The organism is Achromobacter sp. 1014246743 (assembly GCF_059760725.1).
Genome location: NZ_JCBANA010000170.1, coordinates 1 through 346, shown reverse-complemented (window position 1 = coordinate 346; position 346 = coordinate 1). Strand labels below are relative to the sequence as shown.

At 70.2% G+C, this 346-nt stretch carries 1 protein-coding gene; it reads right to left on the bottom strand.

Translation table 11 applies throughout. The features are described from left to right. Positions 1-346, bottom strand: a 346-nt coding sequence (locus AC6LJ2_RS30100) for a contractile injection system protein, VgrG/Pvc8 family (protein WP_498152770.1), incomplete at both ends; no start/stop codon positions are given.

Genomic DNA, 346 nt, shown 5'->3' with positions numbered 1-346 from the left:
TCTTCCAGCACGGTCCAGCCCAGGCCGGCCTCGGCCAACAGGCGGCTGATGAAGGCGTAGTCGGTTTCGCGGTACTGCGTGGTGTAGGGGCGCGGGGCCAGGTCGGCCAGCGCGCTGTCGACGTCGGCCGCGATGCGGTAGACGTAGCCTTCGTAGGTATCGAGCACGTGGCGCACGATGTCCAGCACCGGCTTGTTTTCAAACAGGCGGCTGGCGCGTCGCTGCGTGGCCAGCCACAGCCACGGAGCCACCGTCAGCCGGTAGCGCGCAAGCCCTGCATCACCGGCCAGCAATTCCGCTTCGCGCACCACGCCGCTGCGGCCGCTGCGGCTGCCGTCGGCGCGCG